The 25,349-nt window shown below is 69.2% G+C and carries 22 protein-coding genes; 15 read left to right on the plus strand and 7 right to left on the minus strand.

Annotation, left to right across the window (positions count from 1 at the left end; genetic code table 11):
• Window positions 1-90 precede the first annotated feature (90 nt).
• Window positions 91-1,926: an acyl-CoA dehydrogenase gene (locus W7S_RS24070; protein ID WP_008261764.1), complete on the plus strand. Its 1,836-nt coding sequence runs from the start codon at window positions 91-93 to the stop codon at window positions 1,924-1,926.
• Window positions 1,927-2,213: 287 nt separating this feature from the next.
• On the opposite strand, the gene W7S_RS24075 is transcribed toward W7S_RS24070, so the two are convergent.
• The gene (locus W7S_RS24075; RefSeq protein WP_008261765.1) at window positions 2,214-3,560 is read right to left on the minus strand and encodes an acetyl-CoA C-acetyltransferase; all 1,347 of its coding nucleotides are present in this window, start codon (window positions 3,558-3,560) and stop codon (window positions 2,214-2,216) included.
• A gap of 151 nt (window positions 3,561-3,711) precedes the next feature.
• Between W7S_RS24075 and W7S_RS24080 the strand changes: the two genes are divergently transcribed.
• Together W7S_RS24080 and W7S_RS24085 are read left to right on the plus strand one after the other, a co-directional pair.
• Window positions 3,712-5,076 (plus strand): 3-oxoacyl-ACP reductase, encoded by a 1,365-nt coding sequence (locus W7S_RS24080; protein ID WP_008261780.1) that lies wholly within the window; start codon window positions 3,712-3,714, stop codon window positions 5,074-5,076.
• Between the two features lie 9 nt (window positions 5,077-5,085).
• Entirely contained in the window at window positions 5,086-5,928 is an 843-nt protein-coding gene (locus tag W7S_RS24085; RefSeq protein ID WP_008261782.1) for a MaoC/PaaZ C-terminal domain-containing protein, read from the plus strand.
• A 20-nt stretch (window positions 5,929-5,948) separates the two neighbouring features.
• Here W7S_RS24085 and W7S_RS24090 read toward each other — a convergent pair whose 3' ends face one another.
• From W7S_RS24090 to W7S_RS24100, 3 genes are all read right to left on the minus strand, one after another.
• On the minus strand, window positions 5,949-7,202 hold the full coding sequence (locus W7S_RS24090) for a chloride channel protein (RefSeq protein WP_008261783.1): 1,254 nt from the start codon (window positions 7,200-7,202) through the stop codon (window positions 5,949-5,951).
• Window positions 7,203-7,227: 25 nt separating this feature from the next.
• Window positions 7,228-7,872, minus strand: coding sequence for a TetR/AcrR family transcriptional regulator (locus W7S_RS24095; RefSeq protein ID WP_008261784.1), 645 nt, complete (start codon window positions 7,870-7,872; stop codon window positions 7,228-7,230).
• 344 nt (window positions 7,873-8,216) lie between these two features.
• A complete protein-coding gene (locus tag W7S_RS24100) occupies window positions 8,217-9,368 on the minus strand; it encodes a glycoside hydrolase family 3 N-terminal domain-containing protein (RefSeq protein WP_008261785.1) in 1,152 nt (383 codons plus the stop codon).
• An 87-nt stretch (window positions 9,369-9,455) separates the two neighbouring features.
• Between W7S_RS24100 and W7S_RS24105 the strand changes: the two genes are divergently transcribed.
• The 8 genes from W7S_RS24105 to W7S_RS24135 all read left to right on the plus strand — a co-directional run bounded on the left by W7S_RS24105 (window position 9,456) and on the right by W7S_RS24135 (window position 20,595).
• The gene (locus W7S_RS24105) at window positions 9,456-9,650 is read left to right on the plus strand and encodes a DUF2613 family protein (protein WP_008261786.1); all 195 of its coding nucleotides are present in this window, start codon (window positions 9,456-9,458) and stop codon (window positions 9,648-9,650) included.
• 86 nt (window positions 9,651-9,736) lie between these two features.
• Entirely contained in the window at window positions 9,737-9,910 is a 174-nt protein-coding gene (locus W7S_RS26590; RefSeq protein ID WP_007769006.1) for a DUF2613 domain-containing protein, read from the plus strand.
• Between the two features lie 58 nt (window positions 9,911-9,968).
• Window positions 9,969-14,177, plus strand: coding sequence for an alpha-(1->3)-arabinofuranosyltransferase family protein (locus tag W7S_RS24110; RefSeq protein WP_008261791.1), 4,209 nt, complete (start codon window positions 9,969-9,971; stop codon window positions 14,175-14,177).
• Between the two features lie 98 nt (window positions 14,178-14,275).
• Window positions 14,276-15,724, plus strand: a complete 1,449-nt coding sequence (locus W7S_RS24115; RefSeq protein WP_008261794.1) for a lipase maturation factor family protein — start codon at window positions 14,276-14,278, stop codon at window positions 15,722-15,724.
• Window positions 15,725-15,962: 238 nt separating this feature from the next.
• Window positions 15,963-16,967 carry an ABC transporter substrate-binding protein gene (locus W7S_RS24120; RefSeq protein WP_008261807.1) on the plus strand — a complete coding sequence of 335 codons (1,005 nt, stop codon included), beginning with the start codon at window positions 15,963-15,965 and terminating at the stop codon, window positions 16,965-16,967.
• 622 nt (window positions 16,968-17,589) lie between these two features.
• Window positions 17,590-18,840 (plus strand): PPE family protein, encoded by a 1,251-nt coding sequence (locus W7S_RS24125; RefSeq protein ID WP_008261808.1) that lies wholly within the window; start codon window positions 17,590-17,592, stop codon window positions 18,838-18,840.
• A gap of 14 nt (window positions 18,841-18,854) precedes the next feature.
• On the plus strand, window positions 18,855-20,225 hold the full coding sequence (locus W7S_RS24130) for a PPE family protein (RefSeq protein ID WP_008261809.1): 1,371 nt from the start codon (window positions 18,855-18,857) through the stop codon (window positions 20,223-20,225).
• Window positions 20,226-20,244: 19 nt separating this feature from the next.
• Window positions 20,245-20,595: a DUF732 domain-containing protein gene (locus tag W7S_RS24135; protein ID WP_008261810.1), complete on the plus strand. Its 351-nt coding sequence runs from the start codon at window positions 20,245-20,247 to the stop codon at window positions 20,593-20,595.
• A gap of 24 nt (window positions 20,596-20,619) precedes the next feature.
• Here W7S_RS24135 and W7S_RS24140 read toward each other — a convergent pair whose 3' ends face one another.
• Entirely contained in the window at window positions 20,620-21,774 is a 1,155-nt protein-coding gene (locus W7S_RS24140; protein WP_008261811.1) for an NAD-dependent formate dehydrogenase, read from the minus strand.
• Window positions 21,775-21,883: 109 nt separating this feature from the next.
• Window positions 21,884-22,795, minus strand: coding sequence for a LysR family transcriptional regulator (locus W7S_RS24145; RefSeq protein WP_008261812.1), 912 nt, complete (start codon window positions 22,793-22,795; stop codon window positions 21,884-21,886).
• An 88-nt stretch (window positions 22,796-22,883) separates the two neighbouring features.
• Between W7S_RS24145 and W7S_RS24150 the strand changes: the two genes are divergently transcribed.
• Window positions 22,884-23,096, plus strand: a complete 213-nt coding sequence (locus W7S_RS24150; protein WP_008261813.1) for a DUF2945 domain-containing protein — start codon at window positions 22,884-22,886, stop codon at window positions 23,094-23,096.
• A 19-nt stretch (window positions 23,097-23,115) separates the two neighbouring features.
• Entirely contained in the window at window positions 23,116-23,673 is a 558-nt protein-coding gene (locus tag W7S_RS24155) for a DUF488 family protein (protein WP_008261815.1), read from the plus strand.
• Window positions 23,674-23,718: 45 nt separating this feature from the next.
• Here W7S_RS24155 and W7S_RS24160 read toward each other — a convergent pair whose 3' ends face one another.
• Window positions 23,719-24,423: a metalloregulator ArsR/SmtB family transcription factor gene (locus W7S_RS24160; RefSeq protein ID WP_008261816.1), complete on the minus strand. Its 705-nt coding sequence runs from the start codon at window positions 24,421-24,423 to the stop codon at window positions 23,719-23,721.
• Window positions 24,424-24,590: 167 nt separating this feature from the next.
• Between W7S_RS24160 and W7S_RS24165 the strand changes: the two genes are divergently transcribed.
• The gene (locus tag W7S_RS24165) at window positions 24,591-25,028 is read left to right on the plus strand and encodes a hypothetical protein (RefSeq protein WP_225331558.1); all 438 of its coding nucleotides are present in this window, start codon (window positions 24,591-24,593) and stop codon (window positions 25,026-25,028) included.
• A gap of 82 nt (window positions 25,029-25,110) precedes the next feature.
• On the plus strand, window positions 25,111-25,320 hold the full coding sequence (locus W7S_RS24170; RefSeq protein ID WP_009957647.1) for a UsfY protein: 210 nt from the start codon (window positions 25,111-25,113) through the stop codon (window positions 25,318-25,320).
• Window positions 25,321-25,349: the final 29 nt, after the last annotated feature.

The following is a 25,349-nucleotide window of genomic DNA, read 5'->3' on the forward strand; positions in this document are numbered from 1 at the left end:
GACGCTAACGATATTTTAGGTGTTGTTACTGGTGGGTAACTTAGACCTAGTACCCAACCACAAGTGGCATTCTCAACGAGGAGGACCGTAGTGAGCCACTACAAGAGCAACGTCCGCGACCAGGCGTTCAACCTGTTCGAGGTATTGGGCGTTGACAAGGCCTTGGGCCAGGGCGAATACAGCGACCTGGACGTAGACACCGCCAACGAAATGCTCAACGAGATGAGCCGGCTGGCCGAGGGGCCGATCGCCGACTCGTTCGTCGAGGGCGACCGCAACCCGCCGGTCTTCGACCCGAAGACGCACTCGGTGACGCTGCCGGAATCCTTCAAGAAGTCCGTACACGCCGTCATCGAGGCCGGGTGGGACAAGGTCGGCATCGACGAGGCCCTCGGCGGCGTGGCAATGCCCAAGTCGCTGCTGTGGGCGCTGCACGAGCACATCCTGGGCGCCAACCCCGCCGTGTGGATGTACGCCGGCGGCGCGGGTTTCGCGAACATCCTGTACCACCTCGGCACCGAGGAGCAGAAGAAGTGGGCCGTCCTGGCCGCCGAGCGCGGCTGGGGTTCGACCATGGTGCTCACCGAGCCGGACGCCGGCTCCGACGTCGGCGCCGGGCGGACCAAGGCTGTCAAGCAGGACGACGGGTCCTGGCACATCGACGGTGTGAAGCGATTCATCACCTCGGCCGACTCCGGCGACCTGTTCGAAAACATCTTCCACCTGGTGCTGGCGCGCCCCGAGGGCGCCGGACCCGGCACCAAGGGCCTGTCGCTGTTCTTCGTGCCCAAGTTCCTGTTCGACTTCGAGACCGGTGAGCTGGGCGAGCGTAACGGCGTGTTCGTCACCAACGTCGAGCACAAGATGGGCCTGAAGGTGTCGGCGACCTGTGAGCTGAGCTTCGGCCAGCACGACGTTCCCGCCAAGGGCTGGCTGGTCGGCGAGGTGCACAACGGCATCGCGCAGATGTTCGACGTGATCGAGCAGGCCCGCATGATGGTCGGCACCAAGGCCATCGCGACCCTGTCGACGGGTTACCTGAACGCGTTGGAGTACGCGAAGTCCCGGGTCCAGGGCGCGGACATGACCCAGATGACCGACAAGACGGCACCGCGGGTGACCATCACGCACCACCCCGACGTGCGCCGGTCGCTGATGACCCAGAAGGCCTACGCCGAGGGTCTGCGGGCGCTGTACCTGTTCACGTCGACCTACCAGGACGCCTCGGTGGCCGAGGCCCTGCACGGTGTGGACGCCGAGCTGGCCGTGAAGGTCAACGACCTGATGCTGCCGGTGGTCAAGGGTGTCGGCTCGGAGCAGGCCTACGCCAAGCTGACCGAGAGCCTGCAGACGTTCGGTGGGTCCGGCTTCCTGCAGGACTACCCGATCGAGCAGTACATCCGGGACGCCAAGATCGACTCGCTCTACGAGGGCACCACCGCCATCCAGGCGCAGGACTTCTTCTTCCGCAAGATCGTCCGCGACAAGGGTGTGGCGCTGGCCCACGTGTCCGAGCAGATCCAGAAGTTCGTCGACAGCGAGTCCGGCAACGGGCGGTTGAAGACGGAACGGGAGTACCTGGCCAAGGCCCTGACCGACGTTCAGGCCATGGCGACCTCGCTGACCGGTTACCTGATGGCGGCGCAGGAGGACGTGACCAGCCTCTACAAGGTGGGTCTGGGTTCGGTGCGCTTCCTGATGAGCGTCGGTGACCTGGTCATCGGCTGGCTGTTGCAGCGTCAGGCCGCGGTGGCCGTGGCGGCGCTCGACGCCGGCGCCAGCGGTGACGACAAGGCCTTCTACGAGGGCAAGGTCGCGGTGGCGTCGTTCTTCGCGAAGAACTTCCTGCCGATGCTGACCAGCACCCGCGAGGTCATCGAGACGCTGGACAACGACATCATGGAGCTCGACGAGGCCGCCTTCTAGGCCGCTTCGTAGGGACGCACAAATCCCCCGCCTCGCGTGCGAGGCGGGGGATTTTGCGTCGGTCTGACCGTCAGAACACCAAAAAGGCCGCCGCTGGATCCCCTCACTCCAGCGGCGGCCCTTTTCGGACGCCCATCGGCCAAGACCGACAGGCGGTCGTTCCGGGGGATGCCCCGTATTGCCGTCGGGGTCGGGGGGTCAGACCACAACACGGGGCCATCCGGGGTCACGGATACCCGCCGCCTTCGATCGCTAACCCGATGTGACCCATCTCATGGGCCCGACGGTCAGGCCTCCAGGATCGCGGCCACTCCCTGGCCGCCCGCCGCGCAGATCGAGACCAGGGCGCGCACCGGCTTGCCCGCGCCCTTCTGCTCGGCCTTTCGCTGCGCGAGCTGCTTGGCGGCCTGAGCCAGGATCCGCCCGCCGGTGGCGGCAAACGGGTGGCCGGCGGCCAGCGAGGAGCCGTTGACGTTGAGCTTGGACCGGTCGATCGAGCCCAGCGCGGCGTCCAGCCCCAGCCGCCCCTTGCAGTACTCCTCGGATTCCCACGCCTGCAGATGACACAGCACAACCGACGCGAACGCCTCGTGGATCTCGTAGAAATCGAAGTCCTGCAGGCTCAGGCCATTGCGGGCGAGCAGCCGCGGCACCGCGTACGTGGGCGCCATGAGCAGGCCGTCCCGCCCATTGACGTAGTCGACCGCCGCCGTTTCGGAGTCCACCAGGTACGCCAGCGGTGTGAGCGAGTGGGCCTCCGCCCACTCGTCGGTGCCCAGCAGGGCGACCGAGGCGCCGTCGGTCAGCGGGGTCGAGTTGCCGGCCGTCATCGTCGCGTCGCCGGCCTTGACGCCGAACACCGGCCGCAGCTTGGCCAGCTTCTCGGCCGACGAGTCCGCTCGCAGGTTGTCGTCGCGGTACAGCCCCAAAAACGGCGTGACGAGGTCGTCGAAGAAGCCGCGGTCGTAGGCGGCGGCCATGTTGCGGTGGCTGGCGGCGGCCAGCTCGTCCTGGGCGACGCGCGAGATGCCCATCTGCTTGGCGGTGATCGCCTGGTGCTCCCCCATGGACAGCCCGGTGCGCGGTTCGCTGTTGACCGGGATCTCCACGCCCAGGGTCGCGGGCAGAGTGCCCACCAGCTTCAGCCGCTGCACGTTGGACTTGGCGCGGCGCAACTTCAGCAGGGTGCGGCGCAGGTTGTCGCCGAGGCCGATCGGCGCGTCGGAGGTGGTGTCCACCCCGCCGGCGGCGGCCACCTCGTAGCGGCCGGCCGCGATGCCGTCGGCGGCGGCGATGGCCGCCTGCAGGCCGGTGCCGCACGCCTGCTGCAGGTCGAACGCCGGCGTGTACGACGCCAGCTGCGAACCGAGCACGCATTCGCGCGTGAGGTTGAAGTCCCGGCTGTGCTTGAGCACGGCGCCGCCGACCACCACGCCGAGCCGCTCGCCGGCCAGCCCGAAGCGATCCACCAGCCCGCCCAGCGCGGCGGTGAACATGTCCTGGTTGGAGGCCTCGGCGTAGGCGCCGTCGGACCGGGCGAACGGGATGCGGTTGCCGCCCAGGATGGCGACGCGCCGCCGCTCGGAGCTGCGCTGAGCAGCCGGTGTACTTGCCTCAGAACTTGCAGGGGCCACTGTTTTCTCCGTGCTCGTGCGGTCTATCGGTTTGGGATTCGCCCGTCTGGGGCCATACTACCCACTGTTCTTACTCTGCAGTAAGTTCGTCCTCGATACGGTTGTGCTGTAGGCATACCCCGACTTCGCAAGAACATGGAAGGTAGCTCCGGTGGCTCCCAAGGTCTCGTCCGATCTGTTCTCTCAGATCGTCAACTCCGGTCCTGGTTCGTTTCTCGCCAAGCAGCTCGGTGTTCCCCAACCCGAGACGCTGCGCCGCTATCGCGCCGGTGATCCGCCGCTGGCCGGGGCGCTGCTGATCGGCGGGCAGGGCAGAGTCGTCGAGCCGCTGCGCGCGGCGCTGGACGCCGACTACGACCTGGTCGGCAACAACCTGGGCGGGCGCTGGGCCGACAAGTTCGGCGGGCTGGTCTTCGACGCCACCGGCATCACCACGCCCGAAGGGCTCAAGGGGTTGTACGAGTTCTTCACCCCGCTGCTGCGCAACCTGGGCCACTCGGCCCGCGTGGCGGTGGTCGGCACCACGCCCGACGGCGCCGCCAACCCGCACGAGCGGATCGCCCAGCGCGCGTTGGAGGGCTTCACCCGCTCGCTGGGCAAGGAGCTGCGCAACGGCAGCACGGTCGCGCTGGTGTACCTGTCGCCGGACGCCAAACCCGCTGCGACGGGCCTGGAATCGACCATGCGGTTCATCCTGTCGGCCAAGTCGGCGTACGTGGACGGCCAGGTGTTCTACGTCGGGGAGGCGGACTCCACACCGCCGGGTGATTGGGAACGGCCGCTGGACGGCAAGGTCGCCATCGTGACAGGCGCGGCCCGCGGCATCGGCGCGACGATCGCCGAGGTGTTCGCCCGCGACGGTGCGCGCGTCGTCGCGATCGACGTCGAATCGGCCGCCGAGGCGCTGGCCGAGACGGCCAGCCGGGTGGGGGGCACCGCGCTGTGGCTCGACGTCACCGCCCCCGACGCCGTCGACAAGATCACCGAGCACCTGCGCGAGCATCACGGCGGCCACGCCGACGTCCTGGTCAACAACGCCGGGATCACCCGCGACAAGCTGCTGGCCAACATGGACGATGCGCGCTGGGACGCCGTCTTGGCCGTCAATCTGCTTGCCCCGCTGCGCCTTACCGAGGGGCTGGTCGGCAACGGCAGCATCGGCGAGGGCGGCCGGGTGATCGGCCTGTCGTCGATGGCCGGCATCGCGGGCAACCGCGGCCAGACCAATTACGCCACCACCAAGGCGGGGATGATCGGCCTGACCCAGGCGCTGGCCCCGGAGCTCTACGACAAGGGCATCACCATCAACGCCGTCGCACCGGGATTCATCGAGACCCAGATGACGGCCGCCATCCCGCTGGCCACCCGCGAGGTCGGCCGCCGGATGAACTCACTGCTGCAGGGCGGCCAGCCGGTGGATGTCGCGGAGGCCATCGCCTACTTCGCCAGCCCGGCCTCGAACGCGGTGACCGGCAACGTCATTCGCGTATGCGGCCAGGCCATGCTGGGCGCATAGGAGAACTTGATGAACCAGCCAAGCGGCCTGAAGAATCTGCTGCGCGCGGCCGCGGGAGCCCTGCCGGTGGTGTCCCGCGGCGGCGGACTGCCCACCCGCACGGTCACCATCGAGGAACTGCCCATCGACCGCACGAACGTCGCCGAGTACGCGGCGGTGACCGGCCTGCGCTACGGCAACTGCGTGCCGCTGACCTACCCGTTCGCGCTGACCTTTCCGGCGCTGATGTCGCTGGTGACCGGGTTCGACTTTCCTTTCGCCGCAATGGGTTCGGTGCACACCGAAAACCACATCACCCAATACCGCCCCATCGCGGTCACCGACACCGTCGGCGTGCACGTGCACGCCGAGAACCTGCGCGAACACCGCAAAGGTCTGCTGGTCGACCTGGTGACCGATGTCAGCGTCGGCAACGACACCGCGTGGCACCAGGTCACGACCTTCCTGCACCAGCAACGCACCAGCCTGTCCGACGAACCCAAACCGCCCCCGCAGAAACAGCCCAAGCTGCCGCCACCGCCCACCGTGCTGCGCATCAGCCCGGGCCTGATCCGGCGCTACGCCGTCGTCGGGGGCGATCACAACCCGATACACACCAACCCGATCGCGGCCAAGCTGTTCGGATTCCCCACCGTGATCGCGCACGGAATGTTCAGCGCCGCGGCCGTATTGGCCAACATCGAGGCGGCCATCCCGGACGCGGCTCGGTACTCGGTGCGCTTCGGCAAGCCGCTGGTGCTGCCCGCGACGGCCGGTCTCTACATCGACGAAAACGACGACGGCTGGGACCTTTCGCTGCGCAACATCGCCAAGGGATACCCGCACCTGACCGGCACAGTCCGGCCGCTTTAGCTTCTACCGGTGGCGACCGGCTAGCCGGCGTGCGTCGAACCGCGCCCGCAGGCAAGCACTTTCAGCGCGTGGGCGGCGGTCGCGGTCAGCAGGAACAGCGCAAACAACCACAGCGGCGGGCGGGCGAGTTCCCACACGAAAATCGCCGCCCAGATCGGCGAGCCCTGGGTCACCGCGAGCACACCGGCGGCGCCGGCCAGCGACACCGCCGGCACGTGCAGGTGCGTCCCGCTCGCCCAGTTGATCGCCAGCACCAGCGCCGCCCCCGCCGCCGCGCCGGTGGCCAGCGACGGCGTCAGCAGCCCGCCCGTACCCCCGGCGCGCAGGAACAACGCTGTCAGAAGGGGTTTCAACGCCAGGATCGCCAGCGCGGACACCAGGGTCATGCCGCTGGCCAGGCTGACCGTCAGGATGCTGCGGCCGTTGCCGGGTAACTCGGGCCACCAATGCGAGCAGACGCCCATTACCAGGCCCGCCCCGGCCAGCGCCGGGATCAGCACCCAGCTTCGCACCGGGCGCGGCGGCCGCGCCGCGGCCATCAACCGGTTGAAGGCCCAGCCCGCCGCGAAAGCCACCGGCGCCAACAGCAATCCGTGCGCTGTCAACAGATAGGTCGATTCCTCGATCGGCCACTGCAGGTTGGGTTGATCGCGCGTGATGGCCGAGCCGATGGCGACCGCCAGGCCGGAGGACAGGAACGCCGCGCCCACCGCGCGCGGGTGCCAGGTGCCCAGCAAGATCCGGGTCGAGAAGAGCGCCCCGGCCAGCGGGACCGCATACACCGCGCCCAGCCCCGCCCCGGCCGCGCAGGCCAGCAGGATCTCACGGTCGCGCCCGGAGAGCCGCTTGAGCCATCCGGTTCCCAAATCGCTTAGAACCGCGGCGAATTGGCGTGGCGCCCCTTCCCTGCCGAGCGATGCTCCCGACCCGACGAGCACCACCTGCAGCATGGCGTCGATGCTCCACGAGAGCCGCGGCACGCGTTCTCGGCGGGCGATGGTTTCCGCCAGCGGCGGCACGTCCGTGCGGCGCCGCAGCAGCCACCACCCGAGCGCGGCCAACGCGGCGCCGATCATCGGGCCGACCACGCGGCGTATCGGGCTGCTGGCGGCGACCCCGGCCAGCAGGGTGCCGAAGCTGTAGTGGTAGGTCGCGTGCTGGACCGCCCGCAGCACGAGCGTCGTCGCCAACCCGGCGACGCCGGCCAGCAACCCGACGATGACGACCGCGCAAAAGAAGTCGAGGTTGCCGCGGTCCGTGCGGGCGACGGGCATCGGGGCCACCTGACGAAGGAGGGGTCTAGTCGCCGGCGGCGTCCGAGCCGTCCGACTGGGACCGGGCCGCTTCCCGCTCCTCCGGTGAGCCTTTGAGGCCGTACCAGAACAGGTCGATCATCAGCTGGGCCGCCTCGTCGACATCGATATCGCCGGTGGACAACCGATTGGCCACCGCCTCGCCGGCGCCCACCAGCGCCACGGCCATCATCTCGTGCTCGATGTCCGGCCGCGGCGCGCGGCTGCCGGCCCGCATCAGCCCGGCGACCAGGTCGATGATCTGCTCGCGTCCCTCGCGCACCATGTGGGCGAACGCCTGCGAGCTGGTGGCCTGGGTGTACATCACGATCCACGACGCCCGGTTCGCGTCGATGTAGCGCATGAACGACGCGATCGTGTTGCGCAGCATGTCATTCGGGCTCTGGCGAAAGTCGATGTCGGCGCGCAACACGTCGATGAACCGGGTCATTTCCCGGTTCAGGCAGGCACCGAACAGGTCCTCCTTGGAGCCGTAATACAGGTACAGCATGGGCTTGGAGATCTGCGCCTCGGCGGCGATGGCGTCCATCGAGGTCTCGTGGTAGCCGTTGACCGAGAACATCTGCACGGCGGCGTCGAGCATCTGCTGCTCGCGCACGGCGCGCGGTAATCGCTTGGTACCACCCGCCATCGCTCGCCTCTCTAGCCCGTCTATCTGACTCAAGAGTAAGCAATGCGGCCGGACCGCACAGCACTAGTGCCCACGGCGGCGACCCGCTTCGCCCGGGGTGGACTATGCGGCGACCCGCTTCGCCGGCCCCGCCGCGCCCCTCTTCGCCGCCGCGCCTCGGCCCGTCTTCGCCGCGCCTTGCCCCGTCTTCGCCTCGCCTTGGCCCGTCGAGTGTGAATCGTTGGCTTTCGGTGTGAATCTGCGGCGGCGACACGCCGATCGGGCGCGCCGCCACTGCACACTCAAAGCCGTCAGTTCACACTCAAGGTTGCGGCGGCCGGCTCACGCCGCGCTCGCGATCGCCGCTAGTGCCCGCAGGTCGGGCCGGGGCCCTTCATCTTCGCCACCCGCACCAGCGCCTCATCCACCCGTCGTGTCGGCAGTTCGCCTGAGGCGACGGCCTTTTGCAAGCGGTCCAGCACCGCGGGCACCTCGTCGGTGGTGACCCACAGCGCGACGTCGACGCCGGCCAACAGGCTGCGCAGCACCGCCTCCGACACCCCGTACCGGTCGGAGATGGCGGCCATGCTGGACAGGTCGTCGCTGAACACCGGGCCGGTGAACGGCGGACCCTTGTAGCCGACGCCGTTGCGCAACAATTGCACCGCCTCGGGGCTCAGGCTGGCGGGGACATCGCCGGTGAGGCCCGGGACCTGCAGGTGGCCCACCATCACCGCGACCGGCGCCGCGGCCACCAGCGACCGGTAGGGCACCAGGTCACTGGTCTGCAGGTCGGCGAGCGGCGGCGTGACTACCCCGCCGGTGTGCGAATCACCCGAGCCGTGCCCGTGCCCGGGGAAATGCTTGAGCACCGGCAGCAGCCCGGCGTCGCGGAGGCCCTGCGCGTACGCCCCGGCGTAGTCGGTCACCGTCTGCGGGTCCGCGCCGAAGGAACGGTTGCCGATGACGGCGTCGTCGTCCTCGTCGCTGACGTCGACCACGGGAGCGAAGTCGACGGTGATGCCCAGGTCGCGCATCTTGTGGCCGCGGTCGGCGGCCAAATCGTGGACCTGCTGGACGGTTTGTGTCTGCGCCAGCTCCCGGGCCGGCGGCGACGTGCCGATCAGGGTCTTCAGCCGCGACACCCGGCCACCCTCTTCGTCGACGCTGACCGCCAGCGGCAGCGGTCCCGCCTGGGCGCTGATGTCCGCCAACGGCCCCTGGAAGATCGTCAGGTCGGTCCAGCTGCCGATGAAGATCCCGCCGACGTGGTAGCCGTTGACGACGGCCCGGGCGTCATCGGCGTTCTTCACGCCCACCATCAGGAGTTGGGCCAGCTTGTCGCGGATGCCCAGCGCGGCCGGCACCGCCGCCGGGTCGGCGCACACCGGGGGCGCGGGCGCGGCCGCCGGCTTACTCGACGTCGACGAGTGGGCGGGTGGCGCGGGGTGGTGGCCGCAGCCGGCCACCAGCGCCGACGCGGCCGCAAGCACGGCGAAGGTGCGCGAAAATGCCATCGGGCCATGCTTTCACAGGGGGGCGTTTCGTCCCCGGCCCCAGGGGGCACAAGCGGTAGGTTGCCCATCAGGGGAGGTCAGCAGGCGATGAGCGGTTTCACGGTGGCGGCCGCGGCCAGCATCGCGGCGGGGTTGGCCGTCGGGATCGCGACGACGGTCGGCATCACGCTCGCGGTGGCCGACGACACCGCCGTCCCCGTGCAGGCGCCGGCGCGCCCGGCGTTGCCCTATCAGGTGCAATACGGCGACCGCTGTTTCCACGGACACTGTCTGCACTGGTGACGAGCGCTCGGTCGAACGCTCTTCTGCTAGGTTGGCGCTAGGTTGAAGTCACGACCGCAAGCCCCGCAATTACCCAGGAGCCGTCGATGAACCGGATCGTTGCGCCCGCCGCAGCGAGCGTTGTGGTTGGCCTGTTGCTCGGCGCGGCCGCGATCTTCGGGATCACGTTGATGGTCCAGCAAGACACGAAGCCGCCACTTCCCGGGGGCGATCCGCAGTCGTCAGTGCTCAACCGGGTCGAGTACGGCAACCGTAGCTAGCGGCGAGGTAGGGGCAGCGCGGCCGGAGCCCGCGGAGACGACCCTCACTTCGTCGGCTGTGTCGCGCCGCTGGTTGTGGTTGGTCGGCGCGATCGCGCTGGCGTTGACGTTCGCCCAGTCGCCGGGGCGGATCTCCCCCGACACGAAGCTCGACCTGACCGCCAACCCGCTGCGTTTTTTGGCGCGCGCGACCAACCTGTGGAACAGCGAGCTGCCGTTCGGGCAGGCGCAGAATCAGGCCTACGGCTACCTGTTTCCGCACGGCACCTTTTTCCTGATCGGTCACGCGCTGGGCGTGCCCGGCTGGATCACGCAGCGGCTGTGGTGGGCGCTGCTGCTCACGGCGGGCTTCTGGGGGCTGATGCGCGTCGCCGAGGCGCTGCGGATCGGCAGCCCGGCGTCGCGGGTGATCGCCGCGGCCGCGTTCGCGCTGTCGCCGCGGGTGCTGACCACCCTCGGATCGATCTCGTCGGAAACCTTGCCGATGATGCTGGCGCCCTGGGTGTTGCTGCCCACGATCCTCGCGTTGCGGGCGTCGACGGATCGGTCCGTGCGAGCGCTGGCCGCCCGGGCGGGCCTGGCCGTCGCGCTGATGGGCGCGGTCAACGCCATCGCGACACTGGCCGGCTGCCTGCCCGCGGTGATCTGGTGGGCATGCCACCGACCGAACCGGCGGTGGTGGCGTTACACCGGGTGGTGGCTGCTGGCGCTGCTGCTGGCCACGCTGTGGTGGGTGGTGGCGCTGGTGATGCTGCGCGCCATCAGCCCGCCGTTCCTGGACTTCATCGAATCCTCCGGTGTGACAACGCAATGGTCGTCACTGACCGAGATGTTGCGCGGGACCGACAGCTGGACCCCGTACGTGGCGCCCAACGCCACCGCGGGCGCCCCGCTGGTGACCGGATCGGCGGCCATCCTGGGCACCTGCCTGGTCGCCGCGGCCGGGCTGGCGGGGCTGGCCTCGGCCGCCATGCCGGCGCGTGGCCGCCTGGTCACGATGCTGTTGGTCGGGGCGGTCTTGATGGCCGTCGGCTACAGCGGCGGGCTGGGCTCTCCGGTGGCGCACGCGGTGCAGGCCTTCCTGGACGCCGGCGGCGCCCCGTTGCGCAACGTGCACAAGCTGGGGTCGGTGATCGGCATCCCGGTGGCGCTGGGCATCGCCCACCTGCTCGGCCGGATACCGCTGCCGGGCGCCGCCCCGACGCCGGTGTGGCTGCGCGCGTTCGCCCACCCGGAGCGCGACAGGCGGGTGGCGGCCGCGATGGTGGTCCTGACGGCGCTGATGGTCAGCACCTCGCTGGCGTGGACCGGTCGGCTGGCGCCGCCGGGGACGTTCACCGCCATCCCGCCGTATTGGCATGAGGCCGCCGACTGGCTCACCGAGCACAACACGGGCGCCCCCACACCCGGGCGGGTGCTCGTCGTGCCGGGGGCGCCGTTCGCCACGCAGGTGTGGGGCACCAGCCACGACGAGCCGCTGCAGGTGCTGGGCAGCAGCCCGTGGGGGGTGCGCGATTCGATCCCGCTGACCCCGCCGCAGACCATCCGGGCGCTGGATTCGGTGCAGCGCCTGTTCGCCGCCGGCCGGCCCTCGGCGGGATTGGCCGATACCCTTGCGCGCCAAGGTATTTCCTACCTTGCGGTGCGCAACGACCTGGATCCCGACACGTCGCGCTCGGCGCGCCCGATCCTGGTGCACCGCGCCGTGGACGGCTCGCCGGGGCTGCGGAAGGTGGCGCAGTTCGGCGCCCCGGTGGGCCCCGGAACGCTGGCCGGCTTCGTCGCCGACAGCGGGTTGCGGCCGCGCTACCCGGCGGTCGAGATCTACCGGGTCACCGGCCGCGGTGACGTCAGTGACCCCGCCGCGCCCTACCTCGTCGACGCCGACCGGCTGGCCCGCGTCGACGGCGGCCCGGAAGCGTTGCTGCGCCTGGACGAACGGCGGCGGCTGCTGGGCCAGCCGCCGCTCGGCCCGGCGCTGCTGACCGCCGACGCGGGCGCCGCCGGGCTGCCGCTGCCGCCGGGAGGCGGCGTGACCGTCACCGACACCCCGGTGACCCGGGAGACGGATTACGGTCGGGTGGACCAACATTCGTCGGCGATCCGGGCCCCCGGCGACGCGCGGCACACCTACAACCGGGTGCCGGACTATCCCGTCCCGGGCGCGGAGCCGGTGGCCGGCGCGTGGACCGGCGGGCGGATCACCGTGTCGAGCTCGTCGTCGGATTCCACCGCCATGCCCGACGTCGCCCCGGCGACCTCCCCGGCCGCCGCGATCGACGGGGACTCCGCGACCGCCTGGGTGTCCAACTCGCTGCAGGCCGCCGTCGGCCAGTGGATGCGGATCGATTTCGACCACCCCGTGACGAATGCGGCAATCACGTTGACCCCCAGTGCAACCGCCGTCGGCGCCCAGGTCCGCCGCATCCTGATCGAAACCGCCACCGGCAGCACCACGCTGCGGTTCGACGAGCCGGGCAAGCCGCTCGCCGCGGCGCTCCCCTACGGTGAAACGCCGTGGGTCCGGATCACCGCCGCGGGCACCGATGACGGGTCCGCCGGCGTGCAATTCGGCATCACCGACCTGACGATCACCCAGTACGACGCGTCCGGGTTCGCCCACCAGGTCGACCTGCGGCACACCGTGCGGGTGCCCGGGCCGCCCCCCGGCGCCCCGATCGCAGGGTGGGACCTGGGCTCGGAACTGCTCGGCAGGCCCGGCTGCGCCCCGGCGCCCGACACCGTGCGCTGCGCGCCGTCGATGGCGCTCACCCCGGAGGAGCCGGTCAACTTCAGCCGGACGTTGACCGTGCCGGCGCCGGTGTCGGTGACCCCGACGGTGTGGGTGCGGCCCCGGCAGGGCCCGAAGCTGGCCGCCCTGATCGCCGAGCCCGATGCGACTGTTGCCCAGGGTGATTCGGATGCGGTCGATGTGCTGGGCTCGGCCTACGCGGGCACCGACGGCGACCCGGCCACCGCCTGGACGGCGCCGCAGCGGGTGGTGCAGCACAAGACCCCGCCGACGCTGACGCTGAGGCTGCCTCGACCCACCGAGGTCACCGGGTTGCGGCTGGTGCCCAGCCGGGCGGCGCTGCCCGTGCGTCCGACGATGGTGGCCGTCAACCTCGGTGACGGCCCGCAAGTGGCGGCGGTCAAGGCCGATTCAGGCGGGGCGCAGACGCTCGCGCTGAAGCCCCGGGTGACCGACACGGTGACGCTCAGCCTGCTGGACTGGGACGACGTCATCGACCGCAACGCGTTGGGCTTCGACCAGCTCAAGCCGCCCGGGCTGGCCGAGGTGGCCGCGCTCGGCGCCGACGGCAACGCGATCGCGCCCGCCGACGCCGCCCGCAACCGCGGCCGGGAGATCTTCCTCGGGTGCGATCGCGGCCCGGTCATCGCGGTCGCGGGCCGGTTCGTGCACACCGCGATCCACACCACCGTCGGGGCGATACTTGACGATCAGCCCCTGGCTGCGGTGCCGTGCGACCGCGATCCGATCGCGCTGCCCGCCGGCGACCAGGAGCTGCTGATCAGCCCGGGGGCGCAGTTCGTCGTCGACGGGGCCCAACTGTCGACCTCGCGGGCCCCCGAAAGCGCGCGGGCCGAACGTCTTTCGTCCTGGCGGGCATGGGGACCGGCCCGGCGCGAGGTCCAGGCTCCCCCGTCGGCCACCCCCCGGGTGATGGTCATCCCGGAAAGCATCAACCCCGGCTGGGTGGCGCGCACCGGCAGCGGGGCCCGGCTGACGCCGATCGCCGTCAACGGCTGGCAGCAGGGGTGGGTGGTCCCCGCGGGCGACCCCGGCACCATCACGCTGACGTTCGCCTCCAACCCGCTCTACCGCGCGGGACTGGTGGTGGGACTGGCCTTGTTGCCGCTGCTGGCGCTGCTGGCGTTCTGGCGCACCCGAACCCGCGACGCGGGCGCCCCCACGCAACCATGGCGGCCCGGGGCATGGGCGGCGGTCCCGGCGCTGGCCGCCGGGGCGCTGATCGCCGGCGCCGGCGGCGTCGTCGTGATGGGCGCCGCCCTGGGGTTGCGCTACGCGCTGCGCGCCCGGCGCTGGGAACGCCTCGCCCTGGTGGGCAGCGCCGGCGGGCTGATTGTGGCGGGGGCGGCGTTGTCGCGCCAGCCCTGGCGCTCGGCGGACGGCTACGCGGGTCATTCGGCGAACGTCCAACTGCTGGCGCTGGTTTCGCTCGCGGTGCTGACCGCCTCGGTGATCGTCATGCCCGACCGGGAGCGCCGGTCCGGCGACGAATAGTGCCGAATAGTTTTGGCGCGTAGTGGCTACCCCCGTTTATCGGCTGATTGACTGGATATGCGGTCGGTGCGACAGCCGCCGATCGGGGAGTGAGCGCCATGACCTGGTTTTCCGCGCCCGAATACTGGGTGGGCAGACTGGTCCTCGAGCGCGGCGCCGCGGCGATCTATCTGCTGGCGTTCGTCGCGGCGGCCGCGCAATTCCGCGCACTCATCGGCGAACACGGGATGCTGCCCATTCCGCGGTTTGTGGCGGCGCAGTCGTTTTGGCGCACGCCGAGCATCTTTCATCTGCGCTACTCCGATCGGCTGTTCGCGGCGGTCGCCTGGTTCGGCGCGGCACTGTCGGCGGCCGTCGCCGCCGGCGCGGCCGACGCGGCGCCGCTGTGGGCCGCGATGGCGATGTGGCTCGTGCTGTGGGTGCTCTATCTCTCGATCGTGAACGTCGGGCAGACCTGGTACTCGTTCGGTTGGGAGTCGTTGCTTCTCGAGACCGGGTTTTTGATGATCTTTCTCGGCAACGAAGACGTGGCGCCCCCGGTGCTGACGTTGTGGATGGTCCGATTGCTGTTGTTCCGAGTCGAATTCGGTGCGGGGCTGATCAAGATGCGCGGCGATCCGTGCTGGCGCGACCTGACGTGTCTGTACTACCACCATGAGACGCAGCCCATGCCCGGGCCGCTGAGCTGGTTCTTCCACCACCTACCCAAACCGCTGCACCGGGTCGAGGTGGCGGGCAACCATTTCGCGCAGCTGATCGTGCCGTTCGGACTGTTCGCGCCGCAGCCGGTGGCCAGCGTGGCCGCGGCGATCATCGTCATCACGCAGCTGTGGCTGGTCGCGTCGGGCAACTTCGCCTGGCTGAACTGGGTGACGATTCTGTTGGCGTGCAGCGCCATCGACGACGCGTCGGTCGCGTCGCTGCTTCCCGGGGGGCTGGTCCCGGCGCACGACGGCCCGGCGGCGCCCGCGTGGTTTGCGGTCCTGGTTGCCGCGGTGTCGGCGGCGGTGCTGTTCATGAGCTACTGGCCGATACGGAACATGTTGTCGTCGCGCCAGCGAATGAACATGTCGTTCAACTCATTTCACTTGGTGAACACCTACGGGGCCTTCGGCAGCATCGGGCGGATCCGTCGGGAGGTGGTGATCGAGGGCACCGACGATGACCAGCTCAGCGACCAGACCGTCTGGCGGGAATATGAATTCAAAGGCAAGCCGGGTGGGCCGCGCCGGCTGCCGCGACAGTGGGCCCCCTATCATCTGCGCCTGGACTGGCTGATGTGGTTCGCCGCGATCTCGCCGGGCTACGCGCAGCCCTGGCTGCGGCCGTTCCTGCAGCGGCTGCTGCGCAACGACCGGCCGACCCTGCGTCTGTTGCGCCACAACCCGTTCCCGGATGCGCCACCGCGGTTTGTGCGCGCCCAGCTGTACCAGTACCGCTTCACCACCCCGGCCGAGCTGCGCCGCGACCGGGCGTGGTGGCATCGCGCCCTGGTGGGTGGCTATGCGCCGCCCATGACGTTGTCGACACCTACCACCACCAATTGAGGCCAATCTCGGCGTCACCGGTCGTATCGGCCAGGACGCGACGCAAGGCCGCGTGAACCCCCTCTAGGCGCGGTTGCGTTCACGGAAATTCAAACCGTTGTCCGCCCAACCGATCTGCCATAGCCTCGCCTTCCACAGCGCCGCAGCCTTGCCTGCGCGAATCCCGTGCCAACCGGCCCCGTCCCGGGTACCGCACCGACGTGCTCAGCCAGCTCGGTGTCCTGATCTGAGGAGCTCGATGTCGACACGACGCCATACCGCGCTACTGCTGGCTGCCATCGCTCTGCTGCTGCCGGCGTGCGTCTCCCGCCAACAGGCCGCCGGCCCCGGCGCGGTGCCGGACCGAGTTCCGCTGTCACAGCTGGCCGACCTGACTCTCAAGGTCGGCGATCAAAAGAGCGTTGGCACCGAAGCCATGCTGAGGGCCGCCGGCGAGCTGCAGAACCTTCCGTACCGGATCGAATTCTCCACCTTCACCTCGGGACCACCGATGGTCGAGGCCGCCGCCGCCGGCAAGATCGATTTCGCCATCACCGGTGACACCCCACCGATTTTCGGCGCGGTCGCCAACGCCCGCATCAAGGTGGTGTCCGCATTCGACGGTGGGGGCCCCGGTGATCAGATTCTGGTTCACGCCGATTCGCCTATTCACTCCGTCACCGACCTGCGAGGCAAAACCATCGCGCTGGCCAAGGGCAGTTCGGCGCACGCCAATGTGCTTGATCAGCTCGACAAGGCCGGACTCAAACCCGACGACGTCCACCTGGTGTTCCTGCAACCGGCCGACGCCCTGTCGGGATTCCGCAATGGCCAGGTCGACGCGTGGGCCGTGTGGGATCCCTATACCGCGCAGGCCGAACAGCAACTCCCGGTGCGGGGCCTGGTCACACGCAAGTACAAGTACTCGTTCGGGATCGCCTCCGACCAAACGCTGGCCGACGCCAAACGGAACACCGCCCTGGCGGATCTGCTGGCGCGATACACCCGAGCCGCGGTCTGGGCGCGCGAGCACCCGCAGGAGTGGGCCGCTCAGTACGCCGGGTCCGCCGGCATCGACCCCGCCGTCGCCGCCGTCGCGCAGGGGCGCACTCTGCGACAGCCGATCCCCCTCGACGACACCGTGATTGACGCCGAACAGCGCCTCACCGACCTACTGGCGGCGGCGGGCCAGATCAAGTCCGCACCGCGCTTCGGCAACTGGGTGGATCGTCGCTTTGCCGCCACCGCCGCCGAAACTCACTGACCCGCATGAGGTGGGACTTCTGATGACGAGGCCAGACCGCCCCGCGATAGTGGGCGCGGCAAGGCCGACGTAGTGGTGTTCGCATCGGTTGACGCCGCCGGGGCGGCCGGCTCAGGCACCGGAGGCTGTGGAGCGAAACAACATTCGCGGTCGTCGCTGCGCCGGTGATTCCGGGCCGCGACGGCGACGTCGTGTTGCCAGTGGACTCTGGTCAAGCGCACGCGGATGACCGCGCCCGGTGCGGGGCAGCGAATTTTGGATGGTGAGATTTTTATTGAGGAAACCCCCTGGCACGCTCATGTTTGCCGGGTGTTGATCGTGTTTTCACTCTGGGACGTGTACGAATTCGCCCGAGGTAGACGGGGCTATCGGCGCCTTGCCAATCAAACCGCTGCGTTGCAGGCCTTGCCATTCGAACGCGGTGTTCCCCCGGCGTCGGCCTGCATTTGCCACGAGCTCTTCGGGCAGAGCTGGCTAGTCTTCTGAGCACCCGAACATTTCAAGCAACTGGCATCCACTGGCGGGTGCCGACCGAAGTTGCTCAATGTTGTTGAAGACCAACCTTATCGGCAAGGACGAGCGCGGGGTCCGTGGTGTTCGCGGCCGGAGGCGGAGGAAACAAATGGAATTCGGAGCGTTACCGCCGGAGATCAACTCCGGCAGGATCTACTCAGGCCCCGGGCCGGCCCCGTTGTTGGCCGCCGCGGCCGCCTGGGACGGATTAGCGTCCGAATTACGCGCCACGGCAGCGTCTTACGGGTCCGTCGTCGCAGAGCTGAGAACCGCGTGGAATGGCCCCTCGTCGACGTCGATGGCGGCCGCGGCCGCGCCGTACGTCGCGTGGCTGATCGGCAGCGCCGCGCAGGCCGAGCAGTCGGCAAGTCAGGCGAAGGCGGCGGCGGGCGCGTACGAGGCCGTCTTCGCGGCCACGGTGCCGCCGCCGGTGATCGCGGCCAACCGGGCGTTGTTGGCGACACTGGTCGCGACCAACATCCTGGGCCAAAACACCCCGGCCATCGCGGCCACCGAGGCCCAGTACGCCGAGATGTGGGCCCAAGACGCGGCCGCGATGTATGGCTATGCGGGTTCCTCGGCGGCCGCGACTCAACTGGCACCGTTCACCACGCCGCCGACGACCACCGACGGCAGCGCGGAAACCAACCAGACCACCGCGGTCGCCGCCGCGACTCAGTCCTCGGCGAGCTCCAATGTGGAAACCGCGGTCTCCCAGGCGCTCTCGCAGGCCCCGGCCGCGGCACAAACCGCGGCGACGACGTCGCCGGGAATCTCGCTCGGTCTCGGGGAAGCCACGGGAGGCCTGAAAAGTTTCAACAGCTTCCTCAGCACCCTGACCGGGCCCTACTCGCCGCTCGGGGTCGCAGACGCGGGGAAGGGTTTTTATCAGCTTGCGCTCAACACCAAGGCGATGGGCGGCAACGTTCAAAGTGTCGACCCCACACTGCATCCCAAGGGTCTCCATGGGGTTCTGGCCCCGTTGCTGCACAGCGATCTGCTGACCGGCGCCACCTCCTTTCAGGCACCGAGTGCGGGAACGGTGTCGGCGGCGGTGGGTCGTGCCGGTGTGGTCGGATCGTTGTCGGTTCCCGCGAACTGGGCCTCGGCCGCGCCCGCGATCAGGACCCTGGCCGCCGAGCTGCCCGAGACGATGCTGGACGCCGCACCCGCGATGACGATGAACCCCGGCCAGGGCCTGTTCGGCCCCACCGCCTTGTCGAGCCTGGCCGGACGCGCCGTCGGGGGCAGCGCCACCCGCGCGGTGGCCGGGCCGGCGGTCCGGGTGCCCGGGGCGGTGGCCGTTGATGACATCGCCACCACCTCCACGGTCATCGTGATCCCGCCGAACCCGAAATAAGGAAAGGCACCGCCATGGTTTTCACCGATTTCGCAGCGCTCCCACCAGAGGTCATCTCCATCCAGCTCTACGCCGGCCCCGGCGCGGCGCCCATGCTGTCCGCGGCCGCCGCATGGCAGGCGCTGGCCGCCGAATTGCATTCCACCGCATCCTCGTACGGCGCGGCGATCTCCGAACTCATCGGCGAGGACTGGCAGGGCCCGTCGTCGGACTCCATGGCGTCCGCCGCGGCACCGTACGTGAACTGGATCTCGACCACGGCGGGCCTCGCTGAGCAGACTGCCGCCCAAGCCCAAGCCGCGGCTGCCGCCTATGAGGCCGCGCTGGCCTCCGTCGTCCCGCCCGCGCTGATCGCCGCCAACCGCACCCAGCTGGCAGCGCTGCAGGCGACCAACCTGTTGGGGCAAAACGGCGCGGCGATCGCGGCCACCGAAGCCGAATACGCCCAGATGTGGTCCCAAGACGTCACCGCGATGTTCGGCTACGCCGCCGCCTCCCAGTCCGCCGGGGAGCTGGCGCCGTTCGAGCAGGCGCCCGCTGTCAGCAAGGACACCGGGTCGGCGGCTCAGGCGAGCACCACGGCCGCCGCGGCGTCGAGCTCGTCGTCCTCGTGGACGCAACAGCTGCAGGACTACATCAACTCGCTTACCACGGGATACACCCAATCGTGGCAGAAGCTGATCGAGGGCATGACCGGCAGTAAGGAGGTCGCGCCGCTGTGGGAGGCGCTGTTCTCCAGCGTCAAGGGCGTCGGCGGGCAGGCCACCTGGACCAACGTCGTCGGCGCCAGTGGCGGCCTGGGCGTCTCGGAATGGAAGGGGGCCTTCGTCTATGCCCCCTGGAGCGCCGGCTTGCCCAAAGCTTCGCTGGGCGCGGGTCTGGCCTCCCCCGGAGGCCTTGGCGCCGGCGTCCCGGTGCGTCCCGTATCGGCGGTGCTGGGCACCGCGCCGACCGTGGGAAAGCTGTCGGTGCCCTCGAGCTGGGCCACCGCCGCCCCCGCCATCCGGCTGGCCTCCACCGCACTGCCGGCCACCAGCGCGGCCGCGGCCGCCGCGGCGGGTTTCCCGGCCGAGCTGGTCAACGACGCCACCCTGGGCAGCCTGGCCGGCGGCGCACTCGGCGGCCCCGCCGCCCGCGTCATCAACACCACCACCGGGATCCAGACCCGCGCGATCGCCGGCCAGCGCCGCACCCAACCGGTCAAACTCGACCGCATCATCGCCCAACTACAAGAAATGCCCGACCAGGTGCAGCACTGGAACGTCGACGAGTCCGGCCTCGACGACCTGGTCGCCCAACTCAGAACCACACCCGGAGTGCACGCCGTGCACGTCAACGACGAACCGACGCCCGCCGCCGCACACCCCGAATCCCAGCTGGGATAACCACACCGAAGGAGGCTCCATGACACGGCTGCTCGCGCTTCTCACCGTATCGCTGGGCATCACGCTCGCGGCACCCGCACACGCCACGCCGGGCGAGGACGAGGCACCCGCCGACGACAACAACGGATCCTTCCTGTCCGACCTCCACACCGTCGGGATCAGCTTCAAGGACCCCGGCCAGGCCGTCGCCGCGGGAAAGTCGGTGTGCGGCATGATCACTCGCGGCGTATCCGGCCTGCAACTCCTCACCGACATACGCGACAACAACCCCGCCCTGACCACCCACGGCGCCGCCCAATTCGCCACGATATCGGCGAAGGCCTACTGCCCCGGACAACTCGAAGAGAGCAAGGGCAAAGGCGGGGGCTGAGCGCCAACTGGCCGATGCCCGCGACTACTTCTGGTAGGACAGCGCCCCGGTGCCCGCGAGCCTGCCGCCCTCGACGATCAGGTACTCCGGACGGATCGGCGTGCCGGCCAACCAGCTTTCCAGGATCTCCCGGGTGCCGGCCGCGTAGCGCGCCTGCGCCGACAGGGTCGTCCCCGAAACATGCGGCGTCATCGCGTTATTCGGCATCGTCCGCCACGGATGGGCGACCGGCGGGGGCTGCGGGTACCACACGTCGCCGGCGTAACCGCCGAGTTGCCCGCTGCGCAGCGCGTCGGCGATCGCTTCCGGGACGGTCTCCTCGGCGCGGGCGGTGTTGACGATGTAGGAGCCACGCCGCATCGTCGAGATCAGCTTCTCGTCGAACATCGCGCGGGTGTCCGCGTACAGCGGCGAGTGGATCGAGACCACGTCGACCGCCCGCACCAGCTCCTGCACCGTGGGATGGAACGTCACGTTCAGTTCCTTTTCGACCTCCGGTGCCAACCGGCGGGTGTCGGTGTAGTGCAGGTTGACGTCGAACGGCGCCAACCGGCGCAGCACCGCACGCCCGATCCGTCCGGCGGCGATCACACCCACGTCCATGCCCTCGAGGTCGTAAGCGCGCTCGACGCAGTCGGCGATGTTCCAGCCGCCCTCGACGGCCCACCGGTGGGACGGGACGAAATTGCGGACCAGTGCCAGGATCTGCATCACCGCGTGCTCGGCGACGCTGATGCTGTTGCTGTAGGTCACTTCGGCCACGGTGATCCCGCGCTCCTTGGCCGCATCCAGATCCACGTGGTCCGAGCCGATGCCGGCGGTCAGGGCCAGCTTGAGCTTGGGCGCCTTGGCGATGCGCTCCTTGGTCAGGTAGGCCGGCCAAAACGGTTGCGAGATCACGATTTCGGCGTCGGGCAACGCGCGTTCGAACTCCGAGTCGGGTCCGTCCTTGTCCGACGTCACCACCAGTTCGTGGCCCGCGTCTTCGAAAAACTTGCGCAGCCCGAGGGCGCCCGACACGCAGCCAAGCAACTCACCGGGCGTGAAATCGATCGTTGACGGAGTCGGCACGGTGCTGCCGTCGGGATATCCGTGGATCGTCGGGATGCTGTCGCGCGCGTAGGCCGGCGGGTATCCGTCGACGGGGTCGGGATAAAGCACCATCACACACTTGGCCATTGAATTCTCCTTAACTGGCGATCAACCCCAGTCTCACGGCGCGGCCACGGGCTGTCCAAGACGCGATTCCGACTGGCTGATAGGCGACGCCGATCAGTGGAGACGGGGGCTAGGACCGCTCGGAGAGCGTGGCGCCGATGCGGGCCTCGCGCGCGGTCCGCCGCAACGCCCGCGCCAGCAACGAACCCGGCTCGGCCCGGTTGGTGACCAACGCGATCAGCGCGGTGACCGAGGGCCGGCGCAGTCGCAGCACGCTGGCCCCGGCGGGGATGCCCAGGGTGTGGATCCACGGTTGGGGCACGATGCTCGCCCACCGGCCGGTGCGCACGTGCGCGAACAACGCTGCCACGGAGTCGGTTTCCAGCTGCGGTGTCACCTCGAGGCCGTGGGTGGCCAACGCGTCGTCGATGACCCGGCGCCCGCGCATGCCCTGGGTGAGCAGGCACAGCGGCAGCTGCACGGCATCCGACCACGCGATGGTGTCCGACTCGCCGCCCAGCAGCTCGGCGGCGGCGATGAGCACCGGTTGTTCGTGGTAGAGCGGGGTGACCAGCAGGTCGGCCGTGTCCTGTTGGTCCGGATAGAGGATGCCGGCGTCCAATTCGAACTTGCGGACGCGTTCGACGATGCCGGCCGATCGCAGATTGACCTCGAGCCGGACCCGCACCAGGGGATGCGCGGCACAGAACGGATCCGTAAGCAGCGCAACGGTGGTCGATGCGGCCGGGACCACCCCCAGCCGCAACTCGCCGGTCAGCCCGGCCTGCAGCGCGGTGACCTCCCGTTTGAGCGAGTCGCGGTCGGCCAGGATGCGCCGCGCCCAGGGCACCAGCCGCTCGCCTTCGGGGGTGAGGCCTTCGAACCGCTGCCCCCGCCGCACCAGCGGGACGTTGAGTTCGGATTCGAGCTTGCGGATGGCCTCCGACAGCGCGGGCTGCGACACGTAGCACGCCCGCGCGGCGCGCGCGAAGTGGCGCTCTTGCGCGAGCGCGACGAAGTACTCCAGCTGACGAAACAGCATGCGCCCATTCGACCACGCGCACGGTTACTCGTCGCAGTGGTGGGGGAACCCACGCAGCGAACCACAACGCACGCGAAGGAGGCGCACGGTGGCCAAACAGTTCGAGGTCGGGGACCACGTCCGATGGAATTCGGAAGCCGGTCACGTCAGCGGCATCGTGGTCAAGAAGCACACCCGCGACACCGAGTACAAGGGCCACAAACGGCACTGCACGAAAGACGACCCGCAATACGAGATCAGAAGCGACAAAACCGACCACATCGCGATGCACAAGGGCGACGCCCTGGAGAAGATCGACTAGGACACGCCGCGACACCACCATGAGCGACGACGGCGAGATCTGGACGATCGGGCATTGGACATGCCCGGTGCCCACCTTCCTGGAACCCCTCGATCAGGCCCGCATCGACCTGCTCGTCGACGTGCGCGCCCAGCCCGGCTCGCGACGCAATCCCCAGTTCGGCAGTGCGGAGATGGCGCGCTGGCTCGGCGACGCCGGCATCGGCTACCTCCACCTTCCCGCGCTCGGGGGACGACGCGGCCGGCAAAGCGTCGACCCCACCATCAACGCGGGCTGGCAGAACGCCAGCTTCAAGAATTACGCCGATTACACCCTCACCGACGAATACCAGCGCGGCCTGGCGGAACTGATCACGCTCGCCCGCTCCCACCGCGTGGCGATCATGTGCGGTGAGCCCGTGCCGTGGCGATGCCATCGGCAATTGATCGCGAACAGCCTTGTCGCCCAGGGCTGGACGGTATGGCACCTCATCAGCGGATCCGCGCCGCGTGAGCATCGACTCGGACAATGGGGCGCCACACCCGTCGTCGACGAGCGCGGGCGGGTGACGTACCCGGCGGACGCCGGCGGTGCCTGAATAACACACTGAGGCAACGGGTTTGGCACGCGGCAGCGCCGTGAGCTAGTCAGCGCTTGCCGCGACCACCACACAGCACCGGCCCGGCGTCGGCTGCAGCCGGGCATCCAGGCAACGCGGGGTCATCGCGTCCACCATCCCGTTGATCAGCGCGTGGTTCATGCCGCAGGCCAATTCGGTCTGTTCCTGAGCCAGCGCATGGAACGGGCAGTTGACCAGATACACGCCGTCGTCGTCGTGACCCGGTTCATAGCCATACTCCCGCAACAAGCTGGCCACCAGTTTCAGCGCCGCACGCGCGTCGGCCGGCCGCCGGCGGGCCGCGCTCAGCGCGCTCTCCGCGATGCTCCGGCCGTAGTCGTGGGCGTTGCGGTGCAACACCTCTACGACGGGCGCGCCGCTCTGCTGGGATTGGACGATGGCCCGGCCCATCAGCCGCCCGGCCAACTCGTACTGACGTTGCGGCAAACTCACGGCGATGTCGCGACGGACACGTCGGTACAGCTTCGAGGTGCGCCCCGCTCCCGGGCCGGTCCGGCCGGTCAACCGGGCGTAGTCACATTCCAGCAGGCCTTCGGCCGTCAGCCGGTCGAGATGAAACTTCGCCTGGTGCCGGGCGATTCCCACCACTTCGGCCGCCTGATCGCGGCTCACCGGTCCGGGCTGCGAACACACAAACTGATACAGCTCGTAGCGCACGGGGTCGGCGAGGGCGCCGATTCCGGCGGCATCGCGTTGCAGTTGGTCCATCGCGCCCACTTCTAAATCACAAAAGTCTTGACGTTACAGCGAATAATTTCTAAAGTTTAATTACTTATCTGTTAGTTTTCAGGAGCCGCCATGGTCACCTTGCCAACCAGCGCCGCCCACATCCATCGGTTCGACGATCAGGCTACCCGCGCGCATCGCCGACCACGATGCGATATCGCCGTGGTAAAGCGCCCGGTGTCGTGAAGCACTTTGTGCTCCGGACCGCCGCGCGGTCGGCCACCTGGACCATCGGGCTGGCGCTGGCGGCGAGGACCGTTCCCCACGTTGTGCTGACGGCATCGGGCCTCATCGTTGCCGTGGTGTTCTTCTCGGTAACGCAGACGACCCTGTCGGTGAAGATCTTGAAATTGCCCCATGGATACGCGTCGCTGCTGCTGGGCTGCACCGGCCTGACCCTGACCATCGGCGCGATGAGCCTGGCTTCGGTGTCGACGCACGGACTCAGCATCTACGGCGGCGCATCGTGGCTCGCCGCGACGGTCATGGTCTGGCTCGTGACGACGATCGGCGCGATCCTGCTGTTCGACGTCTACGTTCCCCGTGATATCGGCTTCCCCAAAGTTGCCGAGTCACTGCGGAATTGACCGACGAGAGGGAACCATGGGAGACACACATCACGACCCGACCGATCGTCATCGGACGGCACACCCACGCGCCGGTCTCACGATGAAGGACAACTTCTTTTGGCCCGGGTTCATTCTGCTGGGGGTCGCATTGTGCGGCATCATCGCCAGCTTGGCCGTCGCCGCCTACCAGCATTACGAATGGCTCAGCACGGTGGCGATCATCGCGCTACTCGCCACCGTCGCCGCAACCTTGTGGTTCGTTGTGGAACTTCGCCGGGTCACGCTGTTGGAGAATCAACAAGACGGGTAACGGGACGCGCCGATCCCGTTGGCGAGCCG

The organism is Mycobacterium sp. MOTT36Y, assembly GCF_000262165.1.
Lineage (GTDB): Bacteria > Actinomycetota > Actinomycetes > Mycobacteriales > Mycobacteriaceae > Mycobacterium > Mycobacterium intracellulare.